The sequence below is a fragment of the Pandoraea sp. PE-S2T-3 genome, assembly GCF_002179965.1.
GTDB lineage: Bacteria > Pseudomonadota > Gammaproteobacteria > Burkholderiales > Burkholderiaceae > Pandoraea.
The window spans coordinates 1-23,235 of record NZ_NGUQ01000014.1; the positions used below are offsets into that span (position 1 = coordinate 1).

Genomic DNA, 23,235 nt, shown 5'->3' on the forward strand with positions numbered 1-23,235 from the left:
CGCTCGTCGCCGTAGCGACTCACAAGCTCTAAAACCACTAACCACCGGGCTTTCCAGCCCGTCGCTTCCTTCCGCTTCGCTGCTTTCGCTGCGTCGCTGTCGTTGCGAGAGACGGAATATTAGTCAGGTTCGGCGACGCTGGCAAGGGGTTTGTGAAACTATTTTGAAAATAGTCCGCTTCTGGCCAATTTCCCGCCGATCCGGCACGGCCAATTCCCGGCTTCCCTATATATAGATGCCTCAGTGCGCCCCGGCATCCACGCCTTTGGCACAATAGCGCGCATGAACTCCGATCTTTCCCAGCAAGCCCCCAGCCACGCCCATCCGTTCGCGGCACTCCTTCCCGACACGGTGATCAGCGCCGTCGAGCATCTCGGCAGCTATAGCGACGGGCGCCTGCTCGCGCTCAATAGTTATGAGAACCGCGTCTATCAGGTGGGCATGGAAGACGGGCCGCCGTTGATCGCGAAGTTCTATCGTCCGGCCCGCTGGACCGATGACGCCATTCTCGAGGAGCACGCTTTCACGCAGGAACTGGCGGAACGCGAGATTCCGGTCGTGGCACCGCTCGTCATCGACGGCAAGACCCTGCATCACTTCGACGGTTTTCGCTTTGCCGTATTCCCCCGGCGCGGTGGACGCGCACCAGAACTTCAGGACCCGGACACGCTCAACTGGCTCGGCCGCTTTCTGGGCCGCATTCACGCCGTCGGCGCAACGCAGCCATTCCAGCATCGCCTGACACTGGACATCGACACCTACGGTCGCGGCCCGGTCGACTATCTATGGACACACAACTTCATCCCAGCCGATCTGCGCGACGCATGGCGCGCCATCGTCGATCTGGCGCTGGACGGGGTTGCCCGCGCCTATGAACGGGCGGGCGATGTGAAACTACTTCGGGTCCACGGCGACTGCCACGGTGGCAACGTATTGTGGACGGATGCCGGCCCCCACTTCGTAGACTTCGACGACACCTGTATGGCACCGGCGATGCAGGATCTGTGGATGCTGCTCTCCGGCACGCGCAGCGAGATGACGATGCAGCTCGACGAAGTCCTGAGCGGGTATGAAGATTTCGCCGAGTTCAATGTGCGCGAGCTGCACCTGACCGAAGCTCTGCGAACCTTGCGCCTGCTCCACTACAGCGCCTGGCTGGCACGCCGCTGGGACGACCCCGCGTTCCCGTTCGCATTTCCGTGGTTCAACACGCAACGCTACTGGCAAGACCGCGTTCTGGAACTGCGCGAACAAGTCGCCCTGATGGAGGAACCGCCTCTCGTCTGGCGCTAAGTCCTAACCGCTCGCGCTCACCACCATCGCCACATAGCGAAGGCGAGCGCAGCGGCGACGCACCACTCCGCCGACGATCCCGTCGTCACATACAGCGGCGAGCGAAATCGTGTGCGCAACGGCCAACAAAGCGGCACACCCGAAGGCGTCAGCCAATCGGCAAGCAAATGGGACAAATACCCGGCACAAAGCGCCAATGCCCAAGGCGGCACATGGCCCCAACCGTAAATGCACGCCGCCACGAACAACATCGGCGGCAGCAGCGAATGCGTCATGCCTCGATGTCCGAACACACTCGAAATCGCAAAGGACACGGGGGCAAGCCGTCGTCCCAACATACTTTTGGGATGATCGATATCGGGCAGCAGCGCGCCGACGAGCGTCAACGGCCACGCATGAACACTGGCCGCCCAGCCGGTGCGGTGCATCAGCCACGTCGCGCCGATACCGAAAATAAGATGACTTCTGGCTTGCATGAGGAAGAAGAGAGGGGAAAAGCCATGACACAACATCCTCGACACTCGCCATCAGCAAAAAGACAAGGTATCGCGACGCCCTGCTTGCACACGAGATGCGCCACGACGTGAAGGGCGGCGGAGTCTATCACCGACGCGGGCGGCTTCCTACGACGTTTCGACCACGACGCAAGTTCCGCGAACACATTGCCGTGACATCACCGTGACTCGCACGAGGTCAGCCCCTCAGGAATGCCTCATGTCATTCAAACGCGGTTGACGCTGCCCAGCGCCGCCACGTACGATCCGCCCGACTGTTTCGTTTTCCGATAAGCCGTCCCCAACACCACGTCTGGCCCACACCGCACGTGGCGGCGCAAAAATATCCAACGTCTGGCCGACGAATTGCCAGCCGGAGTTTTCAATGAAGAAGCTTCTGATCCTCGCCGCAGCCCTCGCCCCGCTTGGTGCAAACGCGATGAACCCGCTCGTGACCGATGACACCGGCACCCAAGACACCGGCAACTGGCAGTTGGAACTCAGCAGTGAGTGGACGACGCTTGTCAGCGCACGCCAGCAGCAATGGAATTCGACGCTGACCTACGGCGTGTTGCCGAATCTGGATATTGCGATTCAGGCGCCGTATCAGCGGAATCGTCCCGATGGGGCTGGGTGGACCAACGGGTTTGCCGATCCGCAATTGCAGGCCAAGTGGCGTTTTCTGGAAGGGGATCACTGGAGTCTCGGCCTGAAGCCGTTCGTGACGCTGCCAACGGCGAGTCATGATCGCGGGCTTGGCAACGGCCGGGCAACCACCGGCGCCAATCTGCTGATGCAATACGATCTCGACCGCTGGACGTTTCTCGCCAACGCGGGTTACGTCTGGAACGACAACCGGGACGGGAATCGGAAAAACCTGTGGAACGCCTCGGCAGCAATGCTGTTCAATGTGACCGACAAGTTCCGAGTGGCATTGGACTTCGGCTATCAAACGAACACGGACCCGACGTCGACAACGCGCCCCGCCTATGCACTGGTCGGTGCCATTTACAGCCCGACGAAAGATCTCGATCTCGACGTGGGTTACAAACGCGGCTTGAATCCAGCATCGTTGGACCACTCCGTGCAGGCAGGGGTCACGATTCGCTGGTGATTGGACGCCTCACGCTCAGCCACGGTCAGCGCCCGGACCTGTGCCTTTACGCCTTCTGTATACCGATTGAACAACATGCGTAAGAGGCGGGAGAAATGCGCGTGTCGCGCACGAGATTGCGGGTGTCCTTAAAATAAATGTCATAAACGTTTGACACGATGCGCGTTATTCCCGTATTATTCTATCTCTCAGACGCGGGGTGGAGCAGTCTGGCAGCTCGTCGGGCTCATAACCCGAAGGTCACAGGTTCAAATCCTGTCCCCGCAACCAAATACGAAAAGCCCGTTGATCGCAAGATCAACGGGCTTTTGTTATTCCACGATCGAAATTCGTTAGCGGGAACGCTAAAACCTCATTCGTCAGCCTTTCGCTGTCCGATCACCTGCCCCACAACGAATCGATGTCCGTCGGGCGTCGCGATGGTGAACTCCCGCATGCCGTAGGGGCGGTCCGTAGGCGGCATCAAAAGAATCGCCTCTTTCAGCGCGAACTCTTTGTACAGCGCATCGACGTCATCGACTTCCATATAGCCGAAGTAGCTATGATCGCCAATCTGCGACGGCGGCTGGGCATTCGGACAGCCGCCCAGCATGATGCGAACCGCACCTCGCGAAACGAGCCGCCAATCGGACGCCTCCGCCCACTCCACCTGAAAACCGAGCACGTCGCTGAAGTATGCCGCGCTGCGTTCAATGCTCGGCACGGCAAGCACGAACGCGAACGGACGTAACACATTGGTATCGGACATAAGCACTCACCTCCTACCAGACACCCCGCACTGACAATCTTCGCGAATCGGCAGGCATGGCGCTTCGCCCGCAAATCCGCAACGCTACTGTCGCATCGGCGACTTACTTATCCGTCGCCAGCCGTGAATACATGACAAAGTCGCGCGGCGTGCCGCGAACCATTCGATAGGCACGCAACAAACCCTCCGGCTGATATCCGCAAGCCTTAAGCACGGCCGCCGATCTCACATTGGTTTCGAGAACCACGGCCTGAATACGGACCCAATTATTCACCTCGAATCCCCACTGTGTCACCGCGGAACAAATTACCCGCGCAATGCCGCGGCCCCAATGAGACGGCGCAAGGTCATAGGCGATTTCTGCTGTCCTGTTTCGCTCGGAAATCGTGTGAAACCCGATCGTGCCGATCAGTTCGTTCGAGGCATTGTCGATGACCGCCATACGACGAATGGATTCGCCGGACGTCGATTCCAACGAATCAAACATCGGCATCAGGTCTTGGGAAGATTGCAGATTCCAACTGGTGTGTTCGACGACGCCGGGTAGCTGTAAATAGGAATACCAGGCGCCCAGATCGGCACGCTCAAGTTGCCGGAGAGAAATGCCAGCGATATTCAGCTGTGGAGAATGATCGATTCGCACTGGATGATCTGCAAAGAATGCCGTCGTCCGATACTACTGCGAACTGGTAATCCGGACGTCAGGTTCTCTAGCCAACGCTGGCGTTATACTCTCGCGCTCTAAATGCTTCCGTCTGCCCCAAGGATCCCGCTATGAGCGCATTGCCTCCCTGTCCGAAATGCAATTCCGAGTTCACGTATGAAGACGGCGGCCTCTGCATCTGCCCGGAATGTGCACACGAATGGTCTGCGCAAGCGGCCACGACGGCCGAGCCGACCGAGAAGGTTTATCGCGACTCGACCGGCACCGTGCTGCAAAACGGCGATACCGTGACCGTCATCAAAGACCTGAAGCTGAAAGGCTCCGGCGGCGTGATCAAGATGGGGACCAAGGTAAAGAACATCCGTCTGGTGGACAGCGATCACGACATCGATTGCAAGATCGACGGCTTCGGCGCCATGAGTCTGAAAACGGAATTCGTCAAAAAGGTTTAACGCCCCATGTGGACGGTGCGGCAACCAAGCGATCGGCAGCCGCACCGCCGTGCGTCATTACGTCGTCATCAGCGGGAAGGCTGCCTCAGCACCGGCGTGAGATTCTCATCCAGCGCCCAATGCGCAGCGCGAGGCTCGATCCGCACGCCACCGACCCATCGCGTGGTCTCGGCATGATCCAGCCAATAGGCCGTGCCATGCAGCACCTGCTCGCCTAGCGGGGTCAAACCAACGATGCGCTTTTCGCGCGCCAGCTGCGCCTCAGCATCAAACGGTGCAATAAGAGGATGCCGCCCCTCAGTCAGGCCACGCATCATCGCGTAGAACATCGTGTCCCCGAGAAACGGCAGCGGATCACGGCGCAGCGTCAGTTCGGAAAATACCTGCGCCAGCGTGATGCCCTCGCCCTCGCGAATGACTTCCAGCGCAAGGCGCTCGGTCAGCCCCAAACCATCGTGCAGGGACGGCAACTCCTGCAACTGGCGTTTGAGCGCGGGCGCGAGTAGCGGAAGTGGAAGCGTAAGCGCGGAATTCGCTTCCTGACAAAGTTCCGCCCAAGCCAGCGGCGTCGAAGCCCGATAAGCATCCCACGCGGTGCGCGCCAACGAAAATGCGTCGTCATGCAGCGCCCGGCGGCGCGGCCAGAGCCACGCCAGCACCTGGGGCGCCAATTGCCCCATGCCGACAAATCGCTCCACGCCCGGGACACGGTCGATCTCGATCAATTCCAACCGCTCGGGCCGCCGCGTCATGTTCGCCAGCACGGCAATCAGAAACAGTTGGTCGTAGGCATCGGCCTCGCACCAAAGCACCACACGCTTGGCCCGAGACGTCTCGGACAACGCGCCGTACTCGCTCTGGGCACGTTGCCGCGCAGCTTGCAGCGGGATAGCAAAGCACTGACTGATGAACTCACAGCGCGTCTCAATCAGCGCCGCCAGCGGCACATCGGGCACCGGCCCCATGCAGTACGGGTCGGCGAACATGTGGAATTCGCCTTGAAACCCGGCCACACGCAGGCTGTGCGCAATGTCGTTTCCGCAACGCCAATGCTGCGTGCCGGCCTCATCGTCGGCGGCAAACTGAGGATGCCGCGCGGCGAACTCAATGGCATCGGCATGGGCCTTGAGCTTAGGCCAACTGGTGAAACCCAGTTCACGCGCAATCAGCCATTGCGCATCCGCGAGCACCGGCGATGCGCCACGATGCAGCAGCGCGTTTTGCCCGACGGACGGGCCTTGTTCCTGCAATTGTCTGAGGCGTTGCTTGGCACGCTTGCGCAGCTGCGCAAGGTCGATGTAACCGTTTTGCGCCGTGGCGCGAAGGTCTTGAGGCATACGATCTCCAAAGATAGCCGTATCCGCTCATTGGCCGGGAGTCGCATGAAAAATGCGGTGAAACGCTTTACCTGGGCAGAACCCTTTCCGCGGAATGGAGGCGCGGTTGCACGCCGTGGCCGATTCTACATGAAACGGATGCCGAACGAAGCGCAGCGCCGCTGCTGTGCTTTCCCCAACACAGGATGCCTATAATCGCGAAAATGAGTGACCACCGCGTCCGAACGCAATAAAGGAATTCACCTTGATCTACGAAGTCATCATTGCCGGCGCGGGCCCCGTCGGTTTGTTTCTCGCCTGCGAGCTACGCCTCGCGGGCCTGTCGGTATTGGTGCTGGAGCAAGCCGAAACACCGGAATCGCCGTTAAAACGGCTGCCGTTCGGATTGCGCGGCCTGTCGATGCCCACGCTCGATGCTTTCTATCGTCGCGGCCTGCTCGACGACATCACCGCACCGCAACGCGCGAAGGCCAACACCGGCACGAATGCGAACGCAAGCGTCCCGCACTGGATGCAACAAGCCCGCCGCCCGGGCGGGCATTTCGCGGGCATCCAGTTCTTTCAGGACGATATCGACACCTCGAAGTGGCCATACTTCCAGCCCAATCCGGCGGGCACCATCGTTGCCGTCGACATGGAACACATCGAAACGGTGCTGGCGGCTCGTGCCATTGCGTCGGGCGCGCAAATCCGGCGGGCTTGCGGCGTCGACGGCTTCGACACCACCGATGACGGCGTCACCGTTCACGCGGGCGGCGAAGACTTCCGCGCGCAATGGCTGATCGGCTGCGACGGCGCACGCAGTGCCGTGCGCAAAGCCGCCGGCATCGAATTCACCGGCACCGATCCCGAGTTCACCGGCTACTCGGTGCAGGTCGAGTTGGCCGATCCGGACAAACTCACGCCCGGCCGCCACTACACGCCCACGGGCATGTACACCTACCAGCCGCCCGGCACCGTCGCGATGGCCGACTTCGACGGCGGCGCCTTCCACCGCACGCAGCCCATCACGCGCGAGCACATACAGACGGTCCTACGCCACGTCTCCAACACTGACGTCACCGTGAACGCCCTCTCGCTGGCGACCACCTGGACCGATCGCGCCCATCAAGCCACCACCTATCGCAGGGGGCGCGTGCTGCTCGCGGGCGACGCGGCCCACATTCATTCGCCCATGGGCGGTCAAGGACTGAATCTGGGGCTCGGCGACGCGATGAACCTCGCGTGGAAACTCGCCGCGACCGTCCGGGGCGACGCGCCACCTGAGCTGCTCGACACCTATACGACCGAACGGCATCCCGTCGGCGCGCAGGTGCTCGACTGGTCGCGCGCGCAGATCGCCATCATGCGCCCGGCCCCGAGCTCCCGCGCGCTCGAAGCGATCCTCCGCGACGTTCTCGACACCCGCGACGGCGCGACCTACTTTGCCGAACGGGTGTGGGGGGCATTGCTGCGCTATGACCTCGGCAGCGAGCATCCTTTAGTGGGTCGCAGCGCGCCGGATTTCGAATTCGCCGATGGCAAGAAGCTCGGTGCGTTGCTCACGAACGGCAAGGGCTTGCTGCTGGACTTCGATGCCGATGCGCCATTGAAGACCCTCGCGAGCCGCTGGAGCGACCGCATCGCGTACTACGGCTGCGACGCCAAGGATCGCTTCGGTTTGCGTGCCGTCCTGTTGCGCCCCGACGGCTTCGTCGCATGGGCCAGCAATACGAGCAATATGAGCGACAGGAGCGATACCAGCGATCCCCGCAGCGACACGTCGTCCGACCTCGACGCCCTCGACGCCCTCGCGCACGCCGCATCGCGTTGGTTCGGCGCCCCCAACGACGCATGACGGCGCCCGAGTCCACCTCAGCGCCAGCCGCCATCGGCCTGGGCAGCGCGGCACGCGACCTTTACCGTGCGCTCTGGCACCATGCCGCCGGCGTGCGCCCGCAAATGCTCGGCGCTGCCGGCCTGCTGTCGGCCGCCCAGTTACTGCGGCTGACCATGCCATGGCTCGCTGCGCAGGCCATCAACGCGCTCCAGCAGGACAACATGCCGCTGGCCGGCCGCTGGATTATTTACCTCGTCGGCATCTATCTGCTGTCGTGGCTGCTGCACGGCCCGGGCCGGATACTGGAACGCAACGTCGGTGTGCGCGTGCGAGTACGGCTCGCCGACGAGCTTTACGCGCGCATCGCTGCCGCGCCGCTGGTCTGGCGCGACGGCAGACATTCGGGCGAGCTACAGCACCGCGTGGTGCAAGCGAGCCGCGCGCTGTCCGACTTCGCCCAGAACCAATTTGGCTACCTGCAAAGCGCCTTCAACTTTGTCGGGCCGTTGGTCGCACTCGCCTTGCTGTCGCGCGTCAGTGGCGCGATCGCGGTGACCGGCTACGTGATCATCGCCGTCATCATCCTGCGTTTCGACCGCGTGCTGATGCAGCTTGCACGCGCCGAGAACGATGCAGAACGCCGCTACGCCGCCGCGTTGCTCGATTTCGTCGGCAACGCGGGCACCGTTATCGGGCTGCGGCTGCAAGCCGCGTCGCGCAAAGTGCTCGGGCGCCGGATGGACGCAGTGATGGTGCCGCTACGCCGCACGGTACTCGTCAACGAGGGCAAGTGGTTTGCCGTCGACCTGCTCGGCATGGGGCTCACGTGGATTCTGGTAGTGGAGTACGTGCTGCAAACGCGGCAGCCGGGGCAGGCGATTCTGCTCGGTACCGTCTTCATGATTTATCAATATGCACAGCAGGCCGCGACGGTCGTCGGCGCCATGGCGTCGAACTTCCAGAGCTTCGCGCGCATGCATACCGACTACGGCAGTGCCGAGCCCATCTGGGACGCGCCGAGCGACCCTGATGCCACCGTGCCCGCCGTCGACCCCGACGCCGCGTGGCAGACGCTGTCGCTGCACGATGCCACGTGGCACTACGCCAACAACAGCCGGGGCGGCCTGCATCACATTGATCTCGTGCTGCAACGTGGCGCGCGCGTGGCACTCATCGGCCCGAGCGGCGGCGGCAAGAGCACGTTGCTGCGCATGCTCGCCGGTCTCTATCCGCCGCAACAAGGCGAGTTGCGACGCGATGGCCAAGCGGTGGCATGGACCGAGTTGCGCACATTGGCGACGCTGATCCCGCAGGAAGCTGATGTCTTCGAAGCCAGCGTGAGTGAGAACCTGACCTTCGGCGAACCCGCCGATGACGCCCTCGTGCAGTCGGCGGTGCATACCGGCGCGTTCGACGACGTGTTGCAGCGACTCCCCGACGGTCTGAACAGCGCCCTCAGTGAACGCGGCGGCAATCTGTCAGGCGGCCAGCGTCAGCGTCTGGCACTCGCACGCGGCGCACTCGCGGCACAGGGAAGTTCGTTGCTGTTGCTCGACGAGCCGACCAGCGCGCTCGATCCGCAAGCCGAAGCCCGCGTGTTCGATCGCATGGACGCCGCCTTCCCATCGGCCTGCATCGTGGCCTCGGTGCATCGGCCGAGCTTGCTCAGCCGCTTCGACACTATTGTCGTCATGGAAGCCGGGCGCGTGGTGGATGCAGGCCCGCGCGACGAAGTCCTCGCACGGCGCAGCCACTGACCGGTCAAGGTCAGGCGGCCGTTCGCCCGCGCAGGATCGCGTCGACGAATTCGACGAAACCGGCGCCACCGGGCCCCTGCGTGATCCACGCAGGCGGCACGGGCAGTTGCGGCAGATAGTCGACGACCGTGCTTACCCCCGCCGTATGTTTGAAATACGCGAACATGGGTGCGTCATTGGTGGAATCGCCCGAATAAGCGACCACATCGCGAGCGGTCTCGGCGTCTACGCCAAAGGCTTCGGCCAGTACCCGCTTCGACATCGATAACTTGTCATAGCCGCCGAGCCAGCCCAGCACCCAGAGATTGTTGATCGTGGCATCGGCGCCGGCATCGATGAGCGCACGGACAATCTGCTGGTCCTGTTCCGTCCCGCTTCGGCGATACGCCAGACTGGTGAGCCGAAAAGCCTGATCGTCGGCGCGTTGCGCGTGAGGAAGGCTCACTTCGATCTGCGCCGCAATCGACTGAAGTCGACGCTGAACCTCGTCAACGCCTTCCGGCGCGTGCCAATACGTGCGCGTCACGCTGTGCCCGTCATTCCCCCGGGTGAGGAACAGGCCGCCGTTCTCGGCGATCACCCCATCGACCGGCCACATGCGCGCCATCTGGTCGCACCAGCCAGCAGGCGCGGCGGTCACCGGAATCACGCGAATACCGCTATCCTGCAAACGCTCGAGCGCCGAATAGGTGGCGGCGGCCAAGCGCCCCCGGTAAGTCAACGTTTCGTCCATATCGGTTAAAACGAACTGGACCGCGGAGAACCGCTGAAGCGGCGCGAGCGACAAGGTCTGCATGATCGGTTTCATCAACGAATGGCAATGATGTTCGCGCCATTATGAAGGTCGATGCCGGACACTTTCTTCCCGCTTCGGGAATGGTTATCAGCAAGACGACTAAAGGACGCCTGACCATGGACGACAACAAGACCAGCGCTGACACGGCCGCCATCGCTGCCATTACCGCACTGGAAGCCGAACTGCGCGCCGCGATGCTCGCCAGCGACGTTGCCGCGCTGGAGCGCCTGCTGGACGACGATCTGGTGTTCACCACCCCGGACGGACGCGTGCTCACCAAACAGGAAGACCTGACAGTGCATCGCGACGGGCAATTGCATCTGAAGCAGTTGGACTTTTTCGATACCCAGATCCGCCGCATCGACACGTTGTATCTGACCACGACCAAAGCGACGCTCGCCGGCCAGTACGGGACGATGACGTTCGATGGCACGTTCGCCTACACGCGACTCTGGCGGCCGCATGGGGCGACATGGCGGGTCATTGCCGGGCAGGCGGCCAAGATCGGCTAATCTGCGGTTCTGGATCACACTCACGATCATCGGAACACCCGTACGCCCCCACGCCTATGCCGCAACCAGCCAAACCTGCCACCGCCGATTGGGTCAAACGCGCCACCCCGGTCGATGGCGTCGAACGCATTGAAGCGTGGTTTCACGGCAATGCGTACGCGATGCATCGCCACGACACCTATGCCATCGGACGCACGCTGGCGGGCGTACAAAGCTTCAATTACCGGCGAGACCGGCGCGACAGCCTGCCGGGCCACACCATGGTGCTGCATCCCGACGAAGCCCACGACGGGCAGGCCGGGACGGACGAAGGCTTTCGCTATCGCATGATTTACGTGCAGCCGTCGCTGTTTCAAGCCGTGCTTGGCGGGCATTCGCTGCCGTTCGTAGAAGGCGGCCTGTCGACCGATCCGCGACTGGCCGCTGCCGCCGAGACTCTGCTCCAGCAGGTCGGCGACACGCTTGAACCGTTGGAACAAAGCGACGCGCTCACCGAACTCGCCCATGCACTGGCGACCGTGGCGGGTGACCCTCGACGCCACCCCACGGGGGACTATTTCGCGGCGCGCCGTGCGCTGGACTTTCTGCATGCGAACTGCACCCAAGCCGTTTCGCTGGACATGCTCGAAGCCGCCACCGGCCGCGATCGCTGGAGCTTGTCGCGCGATTTCCGGCAGTTTTACGGCACCAGCCCGTACCGCTACCTGACGATGCGCCGGCTCGACGTCGTCCGGCGCCTGCTGATGGCTGGCCAACCGCTGGCCAATGCGGCCGCCGACGCGGGCTTTGCCGACCAGAGCCATATGTCACGGCACTTCCTCAAGACGTTCGGCCTGACGCCGGGCCGCTGGCTTCAGGCCGCCCGCAGCGCCGCCGGAGGATAAGCAGGCAAGCGCGAGGCCCCGCCCCGCACAAACGTTCAATACGGCCACAGGCCGGGCGCGTAGGCTCGATGCATCCCCTCACGACCGGAGCCAACGATGCCCTCCTCCCACTACAACGCCGCCGGTGCCCCGGCACATCGCGGACAGTCCCAAGCTATCGACCCGATAGCCAAAATCTCCCAGATCGACGGCCATTGGCAGCCTCGCGTCGTCGCCGAGATGAACGACTACCAGTTCAAGGTCGTCAAGGTGATTGGCGAATTCGTCTGGCACGCCCATGGCGACACCGACGAGACCTTCATCGTTCTGGAGGGCGAATTGAACATCGACGTGCGCGGCGGCCCCGAGGGTGAGTGCACCATCGTCGTACCGGCCGGCCAGATGGTCGTGGTGCCCAAAGGCACGGAGCACAAGCCTTTCGCGCCGAAGGAAGCCAAGCTGCTGCTGATCGAACCGCGTGGGGTACGAAACACCGGTGACGGCGACGGCGGCGAACGCACGGTGGCTAACGATCAGTGGATTTGACGGCAGCGCCGGACAGCTGCCAGAGATTTTGTTCAGATTTCACAACAGATGTTTTCCAATCTGCGTATTTATCCGTCGCGCGTGGTCTCTTAAACTTGCAGTCATGTTGCGAGTCGGGAGGAGGCGCCCGCACCCGCAAAGCTTCCGGCGTACTCCCGAGTGCGCCGGTTTCCGTTGAACACCCCCTGCCGTCTCCATGAAGTGCGCCGCGAGTGCGGTGCGCTCGCGCCACACACGACGGTCATGACAAAAAAAATCGCATTAGCGGCCTTCCTTGCAGTCCCCGGATCTTTCGCGATTCTCGCGCTGGTCTGCCTGCACCCGACGCTCCGGCGCGAACTCGCCCGGGCCGCCGGCCTTGAGCCGGTGTTCGCCAACCTCTCGCGTCAGCTCGTACTGGTCGCGCTGGTCTGCCACCTGCACCTGCATCACCGCCCGGGCATGCGCGCACTCTGCACGTCGGGCGGCGACTGCGACGCCTTCGCGCGCTAAGCGTCGAACGCGTCCGCCAACACGGGGTCAGGTGAGCTTCACCCGAATCGGAAACCCTTCGACGTAGTCACGCAGATCCGCCCCCGGCCCCCAGGCGGCTTCGTCCCAGACGCGGCCATCGCATAGCACTTCGCGCACGCGGACATCGGCGACCGGCACCCCTTCGGCTTGCGCGGCTGCCTCGTAAAGCCCGATCTGATTGACCTGCGCCGCGATGTACGCCGCCTCGGCCAGCGCGTCGTCGCCAATCATGCCCCAGCGGCGATATTGCGAAATGAACCACATCCCGTCCGACAGGCGCGGATAAGTCACCGCGCCATCGTCAAAGAAGCTCACCGGAAGCAACGCGTGCCGGCCCTGCAATTTGCCGAAGTCGCCAAGCAGGCGGGCGGCGATCAGGTCGCGCGGGGCGCCAACCCACGCCGGTTCGGCCAGCCACCCGGCGGCCTCTTCAAGGTGCCCCGGCATATCGAGCCACCGGCAGGCACTGAGCAACGTGCGCACCAGCGCCAGCGCCGTATTCGGGTAGCGGGTCACGAAATCTCGCCGGCACGCGAGCACCTTCTCCGGATGATTCGGCCAGATGTCGCTCGACACCGCGACCGTACGCCCCAGCTCGCGCGCCTGCGCCACGGCATGCCACGGCTCGCCGCAACAAAAGCCATCCAGCCCGCCCTCCTCCATCGCCGCCACCATGTGGGCGGGGGGAATCACGATGCGCGCGATCTCCGAGAGCGGATCGATACCCTGCGCCGCAAACCAGTAATTGAGAAACATCGCGTGCGTGCCGGTCGGAAACGTCTGCGCAAACACCGGCGTGCGCCCCAGCGTGCCCAATGCCTCTCGCAAGCTCCCGGTCTGCGTCATCGCCTCCGCCAGCGACGGCGTCACCGTCACGGCCTGACCATTGCGATTGAGCACCATGAGCACGGCCATGTCCTCGCGCGGGCCACCGATACCCAGTTGCACGCCGTACACCAAGCCGTACAGCGAATGCGCGGCATCCAATTCGCCCGTGAGCAGCTTGTCGCGCACGGCAGCCCACGACGACTCGCGGCTCAACTCCAGCGTCAGTCCGTGCTCGTGCCCCAGTTCCAGCCGCTTCGCGACCACCAGCGGCGCGGCGTCCGACAGCGCCACGAAGCCCACGCGCAAATGGCGCTTCTCCGGCCCGCCTCCCGATGCCGCCCCCAGCGTGTCAGCGCGCCCCGCGCCGAAATCCTTCCATGATGACGTCGACATGAGCAGTGTCTATCCCAGTAATTCGGCAATCGAGACGAGCTGGCGCGCCACTTCGACGAGCTTCTCGCCCTGATCCATTGCCCGTTTGCGCAGAAGGGCATAGGCCTCCTGCTCGGAAATCTTGCGCCGGTCCATCAGCAGACGCTTGGCCCGGTCGATCAGCTTGCGGTCGGCCAGTTCGCTCTCGGCCTTGGTCAGCCGTGCACGCAACTTCTCCTCGTGCGCAAAGCGGGCCAACGCTACTTCGAGAATCGGTGCCAGCCGGTCGGCGGCAAGTCCTTCCACCGAATAGGCCGTCACCCCGGCATCGACGGCGGCGCGAATCAGCGACTGGTTGCCGTCGGCAGAGAACATCAACACGGTGCGCGGTGCCGCCGCGTTCATGACGGCCAACTGCTCCAGCGTGTCACGCGACGGCGATTCAGTGTCGATGATGATGACGTCCGGGCGCTCGCTCTCGACCACGCGCGGCAACGCCTGCGGCTTGGCCACTTCGGCGAGCATTTCGCAGCCCAGACGCGCGAGCGCCGCCCGCAAGTCGCCAATCGGCTTGTCGGTATCGGTCACGAGCAGCACGCGCAATACGCCAGCCGCACCACTCACACCACCCACGCCGGCAGGCGCGGCAGCAGAGGTGGCAGGAGCCGTTATCGGTGACGTGTCGACGGGGGGATCGCGATCCCCGGCATCCGGTCGTTTTGGCAAGATCGTGGGGGCCAAGAGTCAGGGGGAAATCAAGGTATCGGTAGTATAGGCACGCCAATCAGGCGGCGATGGCAATGGTGTCCACACTCGATGCGAGTAACGCCTCACCGACCGCGCCGCCAACGAGCAAAATGGCCGGACTGGCGAAATCGCCCGCCCTCACGTCCTGTGCCAGACAACCCAGCGTCGTCAGCAAGCGCCGTTCGTGCGCCGTGCCCGCCCACTGCACGGCGGCTGCCGGTGTCGCGGCGTCGAGATGCGCGAGCAGCGTCGCACACAGGCCCTCGACCCGCTGCACGCCCATGTAGATCGCCAGCGTCGTGCCTGTCGCGGCCAGTGCCGTCCAGTTCGGTGCCGTGCCGTCCTGCCGGTGCGCGGTGACGAAGGTCACGCCCGCGCAATGATCGCGGTGCGTGAGCGACATGCCGAGCCCGGCCGCCGCCGCAAAGGCCGCCGACACGCCGTTGACGATGTCCACCGGCACGCCAGCACGCCGCAGCGCGCTCATCTCTTCCCCGGCCCGCCCGAACATCAGCGCGTCGCCCCCCTTCACGCGCACCACATGCGCGCCGCGCCGCGCCAACCGGCACATCAGCCGTTCGATGAACGCTTGCGGCGTGGACCGGCAGCCGCCGCGCTTGCCCACGGCAATCACGCGGGCCTGCGGCGCGAGGGTCGCGATTTCCGGGTTGGCCAGATCGTCGACCAGCAGCACGTCGGCCTCGCCGAGCACCCGCGCGGCGCGCAGCGTGAGCAGATCGAGCGCGCCGGGGCCCGCACTGAGCAGGGTAACTTTGCCGAGCTTCATGATCGTTCTCCGTCAATTCTTCCATGTCCTGTTGGTGAGGTACTGCGCACGCTGGCGAGCGTCATGTCGATGTCATGTCGATCACACTGCCCCGGCCGTGGCCGAGGGTTCCGGTGCGAACGACGACGCCTTCGATGCCACACACATGCGCTGCAACTCCGGCACGCATGATCCACAGACCGTGCCGCAGCTGAGCGTCGCCTTAAGTTTTGATACGTCTGCGCCCGTCGCAATCGCCGCAGCGATGCTCGACGCCTTGATCTGCTTGCACTGACACACCGTGCGGTCGCGCGCGGCACCGGCCGTCGCGGCGCTGTCGGCCACAAACACGGCGTGACGCGCCCGTGTCCACGGCGTGCCCTCGCGCACCCGCGCGAGCAACGACGCCGATCCCGCCACATCCGCTTCGCTCCCGGCGACGAGCACGCCCTCGATCACGGCGTCTCGCCATGCCACCCGCTTCGTCATGGCACGGCGCGCGTCGCGGTATTCGAGCAACGCCTCGTCTCGCGGCAGCCCCAGCGCGGTATGCAGCCGCTCAAGCCAGTCGGCATCCGCCTGATCGTCTGCGGCGCAGACCACCAAGCGGTCCTCGCCTTCCAGACGCACCGTCGCGAAGCGCCGCTCGGCCAGCAACGGCTGCACCGCCGCGTGCAGTTGCAGCGCGTCGCCACGACGCACCGCCGACACACGCCACGGCAACGTCATCGGATCGACCCGCACGGCCGCATGCTTCAATTCAGGCTGTTTCGAATACTTGTCGACAGCGCCCGTCGTCGTGTCGTTGACACCGCCGCCGCCGAGAAACTGGCCGCTCCAATGCATCGGCACAAAGACCGTGCCCGACGCCACGTCGTCGCTCACGGCAAGCATCAGCACGCGCTCGCCGCGACGGCTGGACAGCCGTACGAAGTCGCCCGCGCGCAAGCTGCGCCGGGTGGCGTCGGTCGGATGCATCGTCAGCGTGGGCTCCGGCGCATGTTCGAACAATTGCCCGACGCGGCCCGTGCGGCTCATGCCGTGCCACTGGTCACGCAGCCGCCCGGTAATCAACCGGAACGGATGACGCGCATTGATCGGCTCGGCCACCGGCTGGTACTCGAACGCATGGAAGCGCGCACGGCCATCGCTCGTGGCAAAGACGCCGTCTTCGTAGCGACGCGCCTGCCCTTGCGTCGCACCGGCCGGAAACGGCCATTGCTGCGGCCCCTGTTGTTCGAGCTTCGCGTAGTCAATGCCACCGATATCGAGATCGCGGCCGAGCGTCAGTGCGCGATGCTCGTTGAAAACCGCTTCTGTCGAATCGAAGACAAACCGCTCGACCGGCATGTCGAGCTTCGGCGCAAGACGACGCGCGACTTCGCTCGCAATCCACCAGTCGGCGCGTGCCGCCCCCGGCGCATCGACCGCCGCACGCACGCGCGAGATACGCCGCTCGGAGTTGGTCACCGTGCCCGCCTTTTCGCCCCAACTGGTAGCGGGCAGCAGCACGTCGGCGTAAGGCACGGTGTCGGTCTGATGGAAGGCCTCCTGCACCACGACAAACTCTGCGGCATCGAGCGCTTCGCGCACCCGTGCGCTGTCGGGCATCGAATGCACGGGGTTCGTGCAGGCGATCCAGATGGCTTTGACGCGCCCGTCGCGCACGGCGTCGAACATCTCGACGGCTGGCAGACCGGGGCGATCGGACAGCCCCTGCATGCCCCACAACTGTTCGACTTCCGCACGATGGGCCGCATTGCCGATGTCGCGATGTGCGGCGAGCATGGTTGCCAGCCCGCCGACTTCGCGACCGCCCATGGCATTGGGTTGCCCGGTGAGCGAGAACGGGCCCGCACCCGCACGCCCGATCTGACCCGTCGCCAGATGCAGATGAATCAACGCCAGATTCTTTTCCGTGCCGTGGCTCGACTGATTCAGGCCCATGCAATACAGCGACAGCGCCGCCGGGCTTTCGCCGAACCAGTCCGCCGCCTGACGCAGTGCAGATTCCTCGATGCCACACACATCCGCGACGAGCTGCGGCGGATAGGCGCGCAGGATTTGCTTGAGTGCATCGAACCCCTCGGTGTGCGCATCGATGTAGCGGCGGTCGATGCGCCCTTCCCAGATCAGGTGATGCAGCATGCCGTGGAACAACGCCACGTCGGTGCCGGGCACGATGGGCAGATGCAGGTCCGCCATCGCAGCGGTATCGGTGCGGCGCGGGTCGATCACGATCCAGCGAATCGACGGATCGGCCGCCCGGGCCGCCTCCAGCCGGCGAAACAGCACCGGATGCGCATACGCCATATTGCTGCCCGCGAAGATCACCGTTTTTGCCGCTTCGAGATCCTCGTAGCACGTGGGCGGGCCATCGGCACCGAGCGCCATCTTGTACGCGCTCACGGCGCTCGACATGCACAGCCGCGAGTTCGTATCGATGTTGTTGGTGCGCACCAGCCCTTTCGCGAGCTTGTTGAAGACGTAATAGTCCTCGGTGAGCAACTGCCCCGACACGTAGAACGCCACGGCATCGGGCCCATGCTCGCGGATGATGTCGGCGAAGCGCGACGCGACCGTGCCGAGCGCGTCGTCCCAAGTGGCGGGAACACGTACCGCGTCGCGCGCCGTGCGCAGCTCGGGCATGAGCACGCGCCCGGCCAGCGACTGCGCGGTGAGCGGCAGCGTCATGCCCTTGCTGCACAGGCGTCCGTAGTTGGCCGGGTGTGCCGGGTCGCCCTGCACGCCGACAATGCGCTCACCATCGTTTTCGACCAGCATGCCGCAGCCCACGCCGCAGTAGCAGCAGGTCGTCTTCGTGACCGTCGTCACGGCAGGTGCCGCCACCGATGGGGAGGCTGGGGTCAGCAGATTCATGACAGACTCCGGCGCGGACATGATGTCGAGTGCCCTGTAGTGTTCAGACGGTGGCCGACACGTCGGCATCCGCTGGCGCGTGGACTGTCTTGTCGCTCGTCTTGTCGAACGACAACAACACGTCGCTGCCGTCGAGCCGCACGGCGAAGCGCTCGGCGCAGCCCACATCGGGCGCGCAGGCCTGCCCCGTCGCGAGATCGATGTTCCACGCGTGCAGCGGGCAGGTGACACGCTCGCCGTGAACAATGCCCTGCGAGAGCGCGCCGCCCTTGTGCGGACACTGGTCGCGCAGCGCGAAAACCTTGTCGCTCTCGGTGCGAAACAGCGCAATGTTGCCGTCGGGATGCGGCAACACACGCGTGCCCAGACGCGGAATCGCGTTGATGTCGCACACATGCAGCCAGATAGGTTGAGACATTTCCATGGCGTCGTCCTCAGGCGGTGGCGGGGGCAGCCGCAGATTTCACGGCGACCGGTGTGATGGGAATGACCGGCTTGAGCGGCACATACTCATTCGCCTGCTTGCCGTCGATACGCGCTTGCCACGGGTCGGGCAGACCGTCGAGTGCATAGAGCAACCGTTCATACAGCGCGCGACGGTTCGCCGCGTCGTGCACTACGCGTTGCTTCACGTAATCGAGTCCCACGCGCGCGAGGTAGTGCACCGTGCGATCGAGGTAATAGGCTTCTTCGCGATACAACTGAAGAAAAGCGCCGGTGTATTCCTTGACCTCTTCGGCCGTCTTCACCTTGACAAGAAACTCGGCGACTTCCGTCTTGATGCCACCATTGCCGCCCACATACAGTTCCCAGCCCGAGTCGACGGCGATCACACCCACGTCCTTGATACCCGCCTCGGCGCAGTTTCGCGGACACCCCGACACGGCCAGCTTCACCTTGTGCGGCGACCACATGTTGGCGAGCATGGTCTCCAGATCGATACCCATCTGCGTGCTGTTCTGCGTGCCGAAGCGGCAGAACTCGCTGCCCACACAAGTCTTCACGGTGCGGATCGACTTGCCGTAGGCGTGTCCCGACGGCATGCCCAGATCGCGCCACACACTCACGAGGTCTTCCTTCTTCACGCCGAGCAAGTCGATACGCTGCCCACCCGTGACCTTGACCATCGGAATCTGGTACTTGTCCGCGACGTCCGCGATGCGACGCAGTTCGCTTGCGTTCGTCACGCCGCCCTTCATCTGCGGCACGACCGAGAACGTGTTGTCTTTCTGAATGTTGGCGTGCACACGCTCGTTGACGAAGCGGCTTTGCGGATCGTCAACGGCCTCCTTGGGCCACGTGCTGAGCATGTAGTAGTTCAGCGCCGGACGGCAGGTCGCACAACCGTTGGGCGTGCGCCACTCGAGAAAGTCGTAGGCTGCCCGATGCGACGTCAGCCGATGCTCGCGCACGGCACGACGCACGTCGGCATGCGACAGGTCGGTGCAGCCGCAGATCGCCTTTTCTTTGGGTGCGGCGTCGTAGGTCGAGCCCAGCGTGCTCATCAGAATCTGCTCGCACAATCCGGCGCACGAGCCGCAGGAGCTGGCGGCCTTCGTGTGCTTCTTCACGTCGTCGAGCGTGAACAGCCCCTTCTCGGTGATGGCCTTGACGATGGTGCCCTTGCACACGCCGTTGCAGCCACACACCTCATCCGTATCGGCCATGCCTGCCGCGCGGCTTTGCCCTTGTGTGCCGACGTCGCCCACGCTCGATTCGCCGAACATGATGCTATTGCGCAACTCACCCAGCGCGCGACCTTCGCGCAGCAGCTTGAAGTACCACGCACCGTCGGCGGTGTCGCCGTAGAGGCAGGCCCCGACGAGCTTGTCGTCACGAATCACGAGCTTCTTGTAGACGCCACCGGCCGGGTCGGACAACACGATTTCTTCGGTGCCGTCCCCACCCAGAAAATCGCCTGCGGAAAACAGATCGATGCCGGTGACCTTGAGCTTGGTCGAGAGCACCGAGCCGCGATAGCTGCCGATGCCCATCAACGCAAGGTGATTCGCGCAGACCTTGGCCTGTTCGAACAGCGGCGCGACGAGACCGTAGGCCACGCCGCGATGACTCACACATTCGCCGACCGCGTAGATGCGCGGGTCGTAAGTCTGGAGCGTGTCGGAGACGACAATGCCGCGCGAGCAGTACAAGCCCGCCGCTTCAGCGAGCGTCGTGTTCGGGCGAATGCCGGCGGCCATCACCACCAGATCGGCCGCGATCTCTTCCCCATTGGCAAAGCGCACGGCGCGCACAGCACCGGCCGTGCCGTCTTCACCGTCGCCGAGAATTGCTGCCGTCTGATGCGACAGCCGGAACGTCAGGCCGCGTTCTTCCAGCGACTGCTGCAACAGCTTGCCCGCCGTGGCATCGAGCTGGCGCTCAAGCAACGTCTCGGCCAGATGCACCACCGTGACCTCCATGCCGCGCAGCTTCAGACCGTTGGCCGCTTCCAGACCGAGCAGGCCGCCGCCGATGACCACCGCGTGACGCTTGACGCGTGCGGTCTCGATCATGGTTTCGGTATCGCGAATGTCGCGATAACTGATCACGCCATCGAGATCCTTGCCCGGCACCGGCAGGATGAACGGGCTCGATCCGGTCGCGATCAGCAGGCGATCGTAAGGCGCTTCGCTGCCGTCGGCACAGCGCACGACGCGGCGCGGGCGGTCGATTTGCGTGACCTCTTTGCCCAAGTGCAGCGTGATGCCCTTCCCGGCATACCAATCGAGCGGGTTGAGCACGATGTCGGCGAACGCCTGTTCGCCCGCGAGCACCGGCGAGAGCAGGATGCGGTTGTAGTTCGGATGCGGCTCCGCCCCGAACACGGTGATGTCGTATTGATTCGGCGCGATCTCCAGCAGCTCCTCGAGCGTGCGGATACCGGCCATGCCATTGCCGATGACGACCAGACGAGGTTTGCGCATGTTGACAGCTCCTGTGGCAGCGCCCGAAAAACAAAACGGCGTCCGTCCGTGCCGCAGCACGGAGGGACGCCGTTGTCCGTTGGGTGCAACGCAGGCTTGCCCCTGACGTCGCACCGGTATCAATGCTCGCGACGCCTTTGCCGCTAGCGTTAGTCACTACGCAACAAGCATGCCAGCGAGGGTGCGGTCATCGGCAAAGCGTTGCCGGATAAGGCAGGAGGGGAGGAAGAACAGAGGGAGCGAGGCAAGAGGCAGGGGCAACATGCTGCACCGCAGCAGTGCACAACCCGGTTCGCCCGCACCACGATGACGCGGGCGAACCATGATGCTGCACGCCTTGATCAGCGAGCGGTGCGGGGTGAATGTCCGCTGACTTGCGCGCCGGCATCTGCCGGGAGGCGTGCGCCATCGATCAGGCCGAGCAACGCCAGACCGCCCATCACGACAAACGTCCACCGGAAACTTGCCGCGCTGTAGGGCGTGGCGCCGGCCACTTCGGTCATCTTGAGCACCAGCGCACCGAGCGCGATGCCCAGCCCCGAGGTCATCTGCTGCAACGCCGAGAAGAGGGTCGATGCCCCGCTCATGTCCTCGGGCGGTACGTCGGCAAAACCCATGGTCGCCAACGTCGTGAACTGCACCGAACGGCAGATACCGCCGAAGAGCAGCACAAGCGCACTGATCCAGAGCGGCGTGGTTGCCGTGAGCAGCGCACACAACGCGAAGCCGATCGCCACGAGCACGCCATTACCGAGCAACACCCCGCGAAAACCGAAGCGCCGCATGATCGGCGTCGTAGCAGGCTTGATGCCAAGGTTGCCCGCGAACAGCGCCAGCATCAGCAGCCCCGACGTCACCGCACTCATGCCGAACGCCAACTGGAACATGAGCGGCAGCAGAAACGGCGCGCTGCCGATGGCAATCCGGAACAGCGAGCCACCCCAGACCACCACCGCGAACGTCTGCACCCGAATCGCGCCCAGATTGATCAGCGGATGCGGCGTGCGAAGGAAGTGCCGCACCGACCACACCATGGCGACACCGCCCACGACGAGACAACCGATCACCATCGGCCAGTCCGCCGGTGTGCGGCTGGCCAGTTCCACGCCGAACATCAGCGCACTCGCGCCGACCCCGCTCGCGACGAAGCCCGCGAAGTCGAACGGCTTACGCTGCCCCGGCGACGGCTTCACCAGCCACAAGGCCGCCGCAAACGCAGCGATACCCAGCGGCACGTTGATAAGAAAGATCCAGTGCCAGCTCCACGTCGACGAGATGAAACCGCCCAACGCAGGCCCGAGCACCGGCGCGGCGAGCCCGGGCCATGTGATGGTGGCGATGGCGCGAACGAGCGCCGGTTTGGGGGTGTTGCGCAACACGACGAGCCGTCCGACGGGCACCATCATCGCGCCCGCCAGCCCTTGCAACACACGGCACACGGTGAACATGTCGAGGCTGGTGCTCATCGCGCACAGCACCGAGGCGAGCGTGAACAAGGCAATCGCCGACGGAAACACGCGGCGCGGTCCGAGCCGGTCAGCCAGCCATCCGCTCGCCGGAATAAACGCGGCCAGTGCGACCAGATAGGCCGACAAGCCGATGGAAAGCGAGGAAGGGGCAACGCCGAAGTCGTGCGCCATGGCGGGCAGCGACGTGGTGATAATCGTCGCGTCGAGGTTCTCCATGAAGAAGGTCGACGCGACGAGCAACGGCAAGGCCGTTTGCGACACCGTCCGGGCGGATGGTGCCGGCGGCTGGGATGTTGATGGCGATTGCGGGCCTTGCGATGACGGGTCGGACACGACGG

The 23,235-nt window shown here is 64.0% G+C and carries 21 protein-coding genes and 1 tRNA gene; 10 read left to right on the plus strand and 12 right to left on the minus strand.

Annotation, left to right across the window (positions count from 1 at the left end):
• Nucleotides 1–282 precede the first annotated feature (282 nt).
• Nucleotides 283–1,293: a serine/threonine protein kinase gene (locus CDV46_RS09740; protein ID WP_087722435.1), complete on the plus strand. Its 1,011-nt coding sequence runs from the start codon at nt 283–285 to the stop codon at nt 1,291–1,293.
• Nucleotides 1,294–1,310: 17 nt separating this feature from the next.
• Here the strand turns inward: CDV46_RS09740 and CDV46_RS09745 are convergent, their stop codons facing one another.
• The gene (locus tag CDV46_RS09745) at nt 1,311–1,805 is read right to left on the minus strand and encodes a metal-dependent hydrolase (RefSeq protein WP_369597104.1); all 495 of its coding nucleotides are present in this window, start codon (nt 1,803–1,805) and stop codon (nt 1,311–1,313) included.
• Between the two features lie 367 nt (nt 1,806–2,172).
• Here CDV46_RS09745 and CDV46_RS09750 point away from each other — a divergent pair, with 367 nt between their 5' ends.
• Together CDV46_RS09750 and CDV46_RS09755 are read left to right on the plus strand one after the other, a co-directional pair.
• On the plus strand, nt 2,173–2,901 hold the full coding sequence (locus tag CDV46_RS09750) for a transporter (protein ID WP_087722436.1): 729 nt from the start codon (nt 2,173–2,175) through the stop codon (nt 2,899–2,901).
• A 193-nt stretch (nt 2,902–3,094) separates the two neighbouring features.
• Nucleotides 3,095–3,171, plus strand: a tRNA-Met gene (locus tag CDV46_RS09755).
• Between the two features lie 82 nt (nt 3,172–3,253).
• Here CDV46_RS09755 and CDV46_RS09760 read toward each other — a convergent pair.
• Complete coding sequence (locus CDV46_RS09760) at nt 3,254–3,649, minus strand: VOC family protein (RefSeq protein WP_087691499.1); 396 nt, start codon at nt 3,647–3,649, stop codon at nt 3,254–3,256.
• 103 nt (nt 3,650–3,752) lie between these two features.
• On the minus strand, nt 3,753–4,292 hold the full coding sequence (locus CDV46_RS09765; protein WP_087722437.1) for a GNAT family N-acetyltransferase: 540 nt from the start codon (nt 4,290–4,292) through the stop codon (nt 3,753–3,755).
• A 131-nt stretch (nt 4,293–4,423) separates the two neighbouring features.
• Between CDV46_RS09765 and CDV46_RS09770 the strand changes: the two genes are divergently transcribed.
• Nucleotides 4,424–4,765: a zinc ribbon domain-containing protein YjdM gene (locus CDV46_RS09770; RefSeq protein WP_087691497.1), complete on the plus strand. Its 342-nt coding sequence runs from the start codon at nt 4,424–4,426 to the stop codon at nt 4,763–4,765.
• A gap of 68 nt (nt 4,766–4,833) precedes the next feature.
• On the opposite strand, the gene CDV46_RS09775 is transcribed toward CDV46_RS09770, so the two are convergent.
• The gene (locus tag CDV46_RS09775) at nt 4,834–6,102 is read right to left on the minus strand and encodes a DUF1835 domain-containing protein (protein ID WP_087722438.1); all 1,269 of its coding nucleotides are present in this window, start codon (nt 6,100–6,102) and stop codon (nt 4,834–4,836) included.
• A 244-nt stretch (nt 6,103–6,346) separates the two neighbouring features.
• Here CDV46_RS09775 and CDV46_RS09780 point away from each other — a divergent pair, with 244 nt between their 5' ends.
• Entirely contained in the window at nt 6,347–7,939 is a 1,593-nt protein-coding gene (locus CDV46_RS09780; RefSeq protein WP_217896727.1) for an FAD-dependent monooxygenase, read from the plus strand.
• The gene (locus tag CDV46_RS09785) at nt 7,936–9,678 is read left to right on the plus strand and encodes an ATP-binding cassette domain-containing protein (RefSeq protein ID WP_087691494.1); all 1,743 of its coding nucleotides are present in this window, start codon (nt 7,936–7,938) and stop codon (nt 9,676–9,678) included. The genes CDV46_RS09780 and CDV46_RS09785 overlap by 4 nt, the downstream gene beginning before the upstream one ends.
• A gap of 10 nt (nt 9,679–9,688) precedes the next feature.
• Here the strand turns inward: CDV46_RS09785 and CDV46_RS09790 are convergent, their stop codons facing one another.
• Nucleotides 9,689–10,474 (minus strand): HAD-IIB family hydrolase, encoded by a 786-nt coding sequence (locus CDV46_RS09790; protein WP_087722715.1) that lies wholly within the window; start codon nt 10,472–10,474, stop codon nt 9,689–9,691.
• A gap of 116 nt (nt 10,475–10,590) precedes the next feature.
• Here CDV46_RS09790 and CDV46_RS09795 point away from each other — a divergent pair, with 116 nt between their 5' ends.
• From CDV46_RS09795 to CDV46_RS27085, 4 genes are all read left to right on the plus strand, one after another.
• Entirely contained in the window at nt 10,591–10,986 is a 396-nt protein-coding gene (locus CDV46_RS09795) for a nuclear transport factor 2 family protein (protein ID WP_087722440.1), read from the plus strand.
• Nucleotides 10,987–11,042: 56 nt separating this feature from the next.
• On the plus strand, nt 11,043–11,870 hold the full coding sequence (locus tag CDV46_RS09800) for an AraC family transcriptional regulator (RefSeq protein WP_087722441.1): 828 nt from the start codon (nt 11,043–11,045) through the stop codon (nt 11,868–11,870).
• A gap of 96 nt (nt 11,871–11,966) precedes the next feature.
• Nucleotides 11,967–12,395, plus strand: a complete 429-nt coding sequence (locus CDV46_RS09805) for a cupin domain-containing protein (protein ID WP_087722442.1) — start codon at nt 11,967–11,969, stop codon at nt 12,393–12,395.
• 243 nt (nt 12,396–12,638) lie between these two features.
• Complete coding sequence (locus tag CDV46_RS27085; protein ID WP_087722443.1) at nt 12,639–12,887, plus strand: hypothetical protein; 249 nt, start codon at nt 12,639–12,641, stop codon at nt 12,885–12,887.
• Between the two features lie 27 nt (nt 12,888–12,914).
• Here the strand turns inward: CDV46_RS27085 and CDV46_RS09815 are convergent, their stop codons facing one another.
• The 7 genes from CDV46_RS09815 to CDV46_RS09845 all read right to left on the minus strand — a co-directional run bounded on the left by CDV46_RS09815 (nt 12,915) and on the right by CDV46_RS09845 (nt 23,230).
• Entirely contained in the window at nt 12,915–14,129 is a 1,215-nt protein-coding gene (locus tag CDV46_RS09815; RefSeq protein ID WP_087722444.1) for a CmpA/NrtA family ABC transporter substrate-binding protein, read from the minus strand.
• Between the two features lie 9 nt (nt 14,130–14,138).
• On the minus strand, nt 14,139–14,732 hold the full coding sequence (locus tag CDV46_RS09820) for an ANTAR domain-containing response regulator (RefSeq protein ID WP_058375665.1): 594 nt from the start codon (nt 14,730–14,732) through the stop codon (nt 14,139–14,141).
• Between the two features lie 160 nt (nt 14,733–14,892).
• Entirely contained in the window at nt 14,893–15,642 is a 750-nt protein-coding gene (gene cobA / locus CDV46_RS09825; RefSeq protein ID WP_087722445.1) for a uroporphyrinogen-III C-methyltransferase, read from the minus strand.
• Between the two features lie 81 nt (nt 15,643–15,723).
• Nucleotides 15,724–18,501, minus strand: a complete 2,778-nt coding sequence (locus CDV46_RS09830) for a nitrate reductase (protein ID WP_176399046.1) — start codon at nt 18,499–18,501, stop codon at nt 15,724–15,726.
• 43 nt (nt 18,502–18,544) lie between these two features.
• On the minus strand, nt 18,545–18,925 hold the full coding sequence (nirD, locus tag CDV46_RS09835; protein WP_087722446.1) for a nitrite reductase small subunit NirD: 381 nt from the start codon (nt 18,923–18,925) through the stop codon (nt 18,545–18,547).
• Between the two features lie 10 nt (nt 18,926–18,935).
• The gene (gene nirB, locus CDV46_RS09840; RefSeq protein ID WP_087722447.1) at nt 18,936–21,428 is read right to left on the minus strand and encodes a nitrite reductase large subunit NirB; all 2,493 of its coding nucleotides are present in this window, start codon (nt 21,426–21,428) and stop codon (nt 18,936–18,938) included.
• 341 nt (nt 21,429–21,769) lie between these two features.
• Nucleotides 21,770–23,230, minus strand: a complete 1,461-nt coding sequence (locus CDV46_RS09845; protein WP_254915988.1) for an MFS transporter — start codon at nt 23,228–23,230, stop codon at nt 21,770–21,772.
• Nucleotides 23,231–23,235 lie beyond the last annotated feature (5 nt).

Excerpts from the sequence above, each read along its gene's own strand:
- CDV46_RS09740 (WP_087722435.1), top strand. The coding sequence starts at position 283 with ATGAACTCCGATCTTTCCCAGCAAGCCCCCAGCCACGCCCATCCGTTC.
- CDV46_RS09745 (WP_369597104.1), bottom strand. The coding sequence starts at position 1,805 with ATGTTGTGTCATGGCTTTTCCCCTCTCTTCTTCCTCATGCAAGCCAGA.
- CDV46_RS09750 (WP_087722436.1), top strand. The coding sequence starts at position 2,173 with ATGAAGAAGCTTCTGATCCTCGCCGCAGCCCTCGCCCCGCTTGGTGCA.
- CDV46_RS09760 (WP_087691499.1), bottom strand. The coding sequence starts at position 3,649 with ATGTCCGATACCAATGTGTTACGTCCGTTCGCGTTCGTGCTTGCCGTG.
- CDV46_RS09770 (WP_087691497.1), top strand. The coding sequence starts at position 4,424 with ATGAGCGCATTGCCTCCCTGTCCGAAATGCAATTCCGAGTTCACGTAT.
- CDV46_RS09775 (WP_087722438.1), bottom strand. The coding sequence starts at position 6,102 with ATGCCTCAAGACCTTCGCGCCACGGCGCAAAACGGTTACATCGACCTT.
- CDV46_RS09785 (WP_087691494.1), top strand. The coding sequence starts at position 7,936 with ATGACGGCGCCCGAGTCCACCTCAGCGCCAGCCGCCATCGGCCTGGGC.
- CDV46_RS09790 (WP_087722715.1), bottom strand. The coding sequence starts at position 10,474 with ATGCAGACCTTGTCGCTCGCGCCGCTTCAGCGGTTCTCCGCGGTCCAG.
- CDV46_RS09795 (WP_087722440.1), top strand. The coding sequence starts at position 10,591 with ATGGACGACAACAAGACCAGCGCTGACACGGCCGCCATCGCTGCCATT.
- CDV46_RS09800 (WP_087722441.1), top strand. The coding sequence starts at position 11,043 with ATGCCGCAACCAGCCAAACCTGCCACCGCCGATTGGGTCAAACGCGCC.
- CDV46_RS09805 (WP_087722442.1), top strand. The coding sequence starts at position 11,967 with ATGCCCTCCTCCCACTACAACGCCGCCGGTGCCCCGGCACATCGCGGA.
- CDV46_RS27085 (WP_087722443.1), top strand. The coding sequence starts at position 12,639 with ATGACAAAAAAAATCGCATTAGCGGCCTTCCTTGCAGTCCCCGGATCT.
- CDV46_RS09815 (WP_087722444.1), bottom strand. The coding sequence starts at position 14,129 with ATGTCGACGTCATCATGGAAGGATTTCGGCGCGGGGCGCGCTGACACG.
- cobA (WP_087722445.1), bottom strand. The coding sequence starts at position 15,642 with ATGAAGCTCGGCAAAGTTACCCTGCTCAGTGCGGGCCCCGGCGCGCTC.
- CDV46_RS09830 (WP_176399046.1), bottom strand. The coding sequence starts at position 18,501 with ATGAATCTGCTGACCCCAGCCTCCCCATCGGTGGCGGCACCTGCCGTG.
- nirD (WP_087722446.1), bottom strand. The coding sequence starts at position 18,925 with ATGGAAATGTCTCAACCTATCTGGCTGCATGTGTGCGACATCAACGCG.
- nirB (WP_087722447.1), bottom strand. The coding sequence starts at position 21,428 with ATGCGCAAACCTCGTCTGGTCGTCATCGGCAATGGCATGGCCGGTATC.